The sequence below is a fragment of the Streptomyces sp. NPDC054841 genome, assembly GCF_053611045.1.
Map to the genome: position 1 here is coordinate 1 of NZ_JBSGZO010000510.1, position 5,732 is coordinate 5,732.

Consider the following 5,732-nt stretch of genomic DNA (forward strand, 5'->3'; position numbering starts at 1 on the left):
CCCAACTAGGTGCCGGATTCCGCCTGTTCGCGGATCTTGTCCGCGAGCTGCGGAGGCATCGCCTCGTGCCGCGCGTACGAGCGGTCGAAGCGGCCCGTGCCGTGCGAGACGGACCGCAGATCCACCGCGTACCGTCCGATCTCGATCTCCGGCACCTCGGCCCGTACCAGTGTCCGGCCAGGACCCGCCTGTTCGGTGCCGACCACACGGCCGCGCCGCCCCGACAGATCGCTCATCACCGGACCGACGTACTCGTCGGGCACCATGACCTGCACCTCGGCCACCGGCTCCAGCAGATGGATCCGTACCTCGGCCGCCGCCTCGCGCAGCGCCAGCGCGCCCGCGGTCTGGAACGCGGCGTCGGACGAGTCCACGGAGTGTGCCTTGCCGTCCAGCAACGTCACCCGGACGTCGACCAGGGGGTAGCCGGCCGCCACACCACGGGCGGCCTGCGCGCGGATCCCCTTCTCCACGGACGGGATGAACTGCCGGGGCACCGCGCCGCCCACGACCTTGTCGACGAACTCGACACCGGAGCCGGGCGGCAGCGGTTCGACCTCGATCTCGCAGATCGCGTACTGCCCGTGGCCGCCGGACTGCTTCACATGCCGGCCGCGCCCGGCCGACCGCTCGCCGAACGTCTCCCGCAGCGACACCTTGTGCGGGACCACATCGACCTGGACTCCGTAGCGGCTGCGCAGCCGCTCCAGGGCCACATCCATATGGGCCTCGCCCAGGCACCACAGCACGACCTGGTGCGTGTCCTTGTTCTGTTCGAGCCGCATCGTCGGATCCTCGGCCACCAGCCGTGCCAGACCCTGCGAGAGCCGGTCCTCGTCCGCCTTGCTGTGCGCCTGGATGGCCAGCGGCAGAAGCGGGTCCGGCATCGCCCACGGCTCCATCAGCAGCGGATCGTCCTTCGCGGAGAGGGTGTCCCCGGTCTCGGCCCGCGACAGTTTCGCGACGCACGCGAGATCGCCCGCGATGCACTGGCCGACCGTGCGCTGCTGCTTGCCGAACGGCTGGGACAGCGCGCCGACGCGCTCGTCGACGTCATGGTCCTCATGTCCGCGGTCCTCAAGGCCGTGGCCGGACACATGCACCGTCTCGTCCGGGCGCAGCGTGCCGGAGAAGACCCGGACCAGCGACAGGCGTCCGACGTACGGGTCGGAGGCGGTCCTGACCACCTCGGCGACCAGCGGTCCTGCCGGATCGCAGCTGATCTTCGGGCCCGCCTTGCCCGCCGGGGTGGTGACCACCGGGGCCTCCCGCTCCAGCGGGGTCGGGAACCCGCCGGTGATCAGCTCCAGCAGCTCGACCGTGCCGAGGCCCTGCTTCCCGCCGTCGGAGGGGGGTGCCGCGGCGAGCACGGGATGGAAGACGCCGCGCGCGACGGCCTTCTCCAGGTCGTCGATGAGCGTCTTGACGTCGATCTCCTCACCGCCGAGATAGCGGTCCATGAGGGTCTCGTCCTCGCTCTCCGCGATGATCCCCTCGATGAGCCGGTTGCGGGCCTCCTCGATGAGCGGCACATGGTCGGGGCCCGGAGGCGTCTCCGTACGCTCTCCGGACGAGTAGTCGAACAGCTTCTGCGACAGGAGCCCGATCAGTCCGGTGACCGGGGCGTGTCCGTCCGCCCCCTCGGGACCGTTCAGCGGCAGATAGAGCGGCAGTACGGCGTCGGGATCGTCGCCGCCGAAGATCTGCCCGCAGACCCGGGTGAGCTCCTCGTAGCCGGTGCGCGCCGTCTCCAGGTGGGTGACCACGATCGCCCGGGGCATCCCGACCGCGGCGCACTCCTCCCACACCATGCGCGTCGAACTCGCGACGGCGTCGGCCTCCTGGGCGGCCGACACAACGAAAAGGGCCGCGTCCGCGGCTCGCAGACCGGCCCTGAGTTCCCCGACGAAGTCGGCGTATCCGGGGGTGTCCAGCAGATTGATCTTGTACCCGCCCCATTCCACCGGTACGAGGCTGAGCTGTACGGAACGTTGCTGGCGGTGCTCGATCTCGTCGTAGTCGGAGACCGTGCCGCCGTCCTCGACCCGGCCCGCCCGGTTGACCGCTCCCGTGGCCAGTGCGAGAGCCTCGACCAGGGTCGTCTTGCCCGATCCACTGTGGCCGACCAGCACCACATTCCGAACGGATGTCGGCCGGTCGGCCGTCGTAGCCCTGCCGGCGGCTCCGGGCTGTGCGTTCGCCTTGTCGCCCATGATTCGTTCCTCCCGACTGATTGCACGGTGAGGTGAGGGCGCGGACCGGGGGAGCCGCGATGGGGGGTACCCCCGGCCGGAGTCGGAGGGCTCCGGCGATGCCCGCGGTTGTCTTTCGAGCTTTCCACTCCCGTCACGGTGCGTCCATACGTCGTACGCGACCGGGCCAGGCCGCTGGCGTGGAACGTGCCTGGCTACGATGGGCCAGCCGGTGGCCGTTGGGGCCGCGCGGCCCACCGAACCTCGGGAAGGCCATGCTGAACAAGTACGCGCGTGCGTTTTTCACGCGTGTCCTCACACCGTTCGCCGCGTTTCTGCTCCGCCGCGGAGTGAGTCCCGACGCCGTCACCCTCGTCGGCACGGCCGGAGTCGTGGCGGGCGCACTGGTCTTCTTCCCGCGCGGAGAGTTCTTCTGGGGGACGATCGTCATCACCCTGTTCGTCTTCTCGGACCTCGTCGACGGGAACATGGCGCGCCAGGCGGGGACCTCCAGCCGCTGGGGCGCCTTCCTCGACTCGACCCTGGACCGGGTCGCCGACAGCGCCATCTTCGGCGGATTCGCGCTGTGGTACGCGGGCAAGGGCGACGACAATGTGCTGTGTGCGGTCGCCATCTTCTGTCTGGCGAGCGGTCAGGTCGTCTCGTACACGAAGGCGCGCGGCGAGTCGATCGGACTGCCGGTCGCGGTGAACGGGCTGGTGGAGCGGGCGGAACGGCTGGTGATCTCGCTGGTCGCGGCGGGACTTGCCGGGCTGCACGGATTCGGCGTAACCGGCATCGAGATCCTGCTGCCGATCGCGCTGTGGATCGTGGCGGTGGGCTCGCTGGTGACGCTGGGGCAGCGGGTGGTGACGGTACGCCGGGAGGCGGCGGAAGCGGACGCCGGGGCCTCTCCGCACGGGACCTCGCAGGGGAGTGGGGCATGAGCGCTGCCAAGGAGCGGCTGACCGACGCGCTGTACGGACTGGGCTGGGGGACGGTCAAGAAACTCCCGGAACCGGTGGCCGCCGCGCTGGGCCGCAGAATCGCCGACACCGCGTGGAAGCGGCGGGGCAAGGGTGTGCTGCGTCTTGAGGCAAATCTGGCCCGGGTGGTCCCCGACGCGGGACCGGAGCGGCTCGCCGAGCTGTCGAAGGCCGGTATGCGCTCCTACATGCGGTACTGGATGGAGTCCTTCCGCCTACCGACCTGGAGCCAGGAGCGGGCCGCGACCAGCTTCGACCCCACCGGCGTGCACCATCTGACCGACGCGATGGCCGCCGGCAAGGGCGTCGTCCTCGCCCTTCCGCACCTCGCCAACTGGGACGTCGCGGGGATCTGGGTCACCCGTGCCATGGGCTTCCCGTTCACCACGGTCGCCGAACGGCTCAAGCCGGAGACCCTCTACGACCGGTTCGTCGCCTACCGCGAGTCGCTGGGCATGGAGGTCCTGCCGCACACCGGCGGCTCCGCCTTCGGCACGCTCGCCCGGCGGCTGCGTGACGGAGGCATGGTGTGCCTGGTCGCCGACCGCGACCTGTCCGCCTCGGGCGTCGAGGTGAAGTTCTTCGGCGAATCGGCCCGGATGCCCGCGGGGCCCGCGCTGCTCGCCCTGCAGACCGGCGCCCCGCTGCTCCCCGTGACCCTCTGGTACGACGAGACCTCGGTCATGAAGGGCCGCATCCACGCGCCCCTCGACGTACCCGAGACAGGTACGCGGGACGAAAAGACGTCTGTGATGACACAGGCGCTGGCAGACGCCTTCGCCACGGGAATCGCCGACCACCCGGAGGACTGGCACATGCTGCAGCGGCTGTGGCTCGCCGACCTGGAACATTCGAGGGAGCGGCAGACGTGAGGATCGGCATCGTCTGCCCCTACTCGTGGGACGTGCCCGGGGGTGTCCAGTTCCACATCAGGGACCTCGCGGAGCATCTGATCCGGCTCGGGCACGAGGTGTCCGTCCTCGCCCCGGCGGACGACGACACGCCGCTGCCGCCGTACGTCGTTTCGGCGGGACGGGCCGTGCCCGTGCCGTACAACGGCTCGGTCGCCCGGCTCAACTTCGGCTTCCTGTCCGCGGCGCGGGTGCGGCGCTGGCTGCACGACGGCACGTTCGACGTGATCCACATCCATGAGCCGGCCTCGCCGTCGCTGGGGCTGCTGTCCTGCTGGGCGGCGCAGGGGCCGATCGTGGCCACGTTCCACACGTCGAATCCGCGATCGCGGGCGATGATCGCGGCGTACCCGATCCTGCAGCCCGCGCTGGAGAAGATCAGCGCGCGCATCGCGGTGAGCGAGTACGCGCGCCGGACGCTCGTGGAGCATCTGGGCGGTGACGCGGTCGTGATCCCGAACGGGGTGGACGTCGACTTCTTCGCCAGGGCCGAGCCGAAGGCGGAGTGGCAGGGCGACACGCTCGGGTTCATCGGCCGGATCGACGAGCCGCGCAAGGGCCTGCCGGTGCTGATGAAGGCCCTTCCGAAGATCTTCGCCGAGCGGCCGGCGACGCGGCTGCTGGTGGCGGGCCGTGGCGACGAGGAGGAGGCGGTCGCCTCCCTCCCCGAGGAGATGCGCTCGCGGGTGGAGTTCCTCGGGATGGTCAGCGACGAGGACAAGGCGCGGCTGCTGCGCAGCGTCGACGTGTACGTCGCGCCCAACACGGGCGGTGAGAGCTTCGGGATCATCCTCGTCGAGGCGCTGTCGGCGGGCGCGCCGGTCCTCGCGTCCGACCTCGACGCGTTCGCCCAGGTCCTGGACCAGGGCGCGGCGGGCGAACTCTTCGCCAACGAGGACGCGGACGCGCTGGCCGGGGCGGCGCTGCGGCTGCTGGGCTCCCCGGAGCGCCGCGCGGAACTCCGGGACCGGGGCAGCGCGCATGTCCGGCGCTTCGACTGGTCGACGGTGGGCGCGGACATTCTCGCGGTCTACGAGACGGTGACGGACGGCGCGGCGTCGGTCGCGGCGGACGAACGTCCGGGGTTGCGCGCGCGCTTCGGGCTCGCGCGGGACTGAGGCGTAGCCCTCCGGGGGTGGGGGGTGCGGTGCGGCTCCGGCGGGGTGCGGGTGCGGGTGCGGGTGCGGTGCGGGGTGCGGTGTTGCCCGGTACCGCGGGTGACCCGGTGTGTCCGTCCTCAAACGCCGGACGGGCTTGGTGCGGCTGCTGCCGGTGGGGTGGGGTGACGGTGTGCCCGGTGCCGTGGCGGCGTCCGGGGTGTCCGTCCTCAATCGCCGGACGGGCTCGGGGTGCGCCGGTGGGTCGTGGGGTGGGGCCCCTCCGGGCTCGACTCCTCGGGGCGGCATCCGGCGCCGTACCCATGTGCCCCGGCACGATGCCGCCCCTGCGGGGCCGACCCTGCACGGCCCCGCCCCGGGCCGTCCGCCGACTGCGGACCGTGGGTGGTGGGGTCCGTTTGCGCCAGGTCCGGTCACCGGGTGCGGGCCGTGGGTGAGTTGGGCACCGGCTCGCCTTCCGGGCCTGGTCACCGGGTGCGGGGGCGGGTGTTTGTGCGGCGCGGAGCTGCCGCGGGGGTGCGGGGG

General features: G+C 71.5%; 4 protein-coding genes. 3 read left to right on the plus strand and 1 reads right to left on the minus strand.

What is annotated here, in order from left to right; genetic code table 11:
* Nucleotides 1–5 precede the first annotated feature (5 nt).
* The gene (locus tag ACWGI8_RS37980; RefSeq protein ID WP_453667995.1) at nt 6–2,213 is read right to left on the minus strand and encodes an elongation factor G-like protein EF-G2; all 2,208 of its coding nucleotides are present in this window, start codon (nt 2,211–2,213) and stop codon (nt 6–8) included.
* A 254-nt stretch (nt 2,214–2,467) separates the two neighbouring features.
* Here ACWGI8_RS37980 and pgsA point away from each other — a divergent pair, with 254 nt between their 5' ends.
* The 3 genes from pgsA to ACWGI8_RS37995 are packed head-to-tail and all read left to right on the plus strand — an operon-like array spanning nt 2,468 to nt 5,207.
* Nucleotides 2,468–3,139, plus strand: a complete 672-nt coding sequence (gene pgsA / locus ACWGI8_RS37985) for a phosphatidylinositol phosphate synthase (protein WP_453667996.1) — start codon at nt 2,468–2,470, stop codon at nt 3,137–3,139.
* Nucleotides 3,136–4,050, plus strand: a complete 915-nt coding sequence (locus tag ACWGI8_RS37990; protein ID WP_453667997.1) for a phosphatidylinositol mannoside acyltransferase — start codon at nt 3,136–3,138, stop codon at nt 4,048–4,050. The genes pgsA and ACWGI8_RS37990 overlap by 4 nt, the downstream gene beginning before the upstream one ends.
* Entirely contained in the window at nt 4,047–5,207 is a 1,161-nt protein-coding gene (locus ACWGI8_RS37995; RefSeq protein ID WP_453667998.1) for a glycosyltransferase family 4 protein, read from the plus strand. Before ACWGI8_RS37990 ends, ACWGI8_RS37995 begins: the two co-directional genes overlap by 4 nt.
* Nucleotides 5,208–5,732: the final 525 nt, after the last annotated feature.

What these genes read in the sequence shown, in the direction of transcription:
- ACWGI8_RS37980 (WP_453667995.1), bottom strand. Translation starts at nt 2,213, where the DNA reads ATGGGCGACAAGGCGAACGCACAGCCCGGAGCCGCCGGCAGGGCTACG.
- pgsA (WP_453667996.1), top strand. Translation starts at nt 2,468, where the DNA reads ATGCTGAACAAGTACGCGCGTGCGTTTTTCACGCGTGTCCTCACACCG.
- ACWGI8_RS37990 (WP_453667997.1), top strand. Translation starts at nt 3,136, where the DNA reads ATGAGCGCTGCCAAGGAGCGGCTGACCGACGCGCTGTACGGACTGGGC.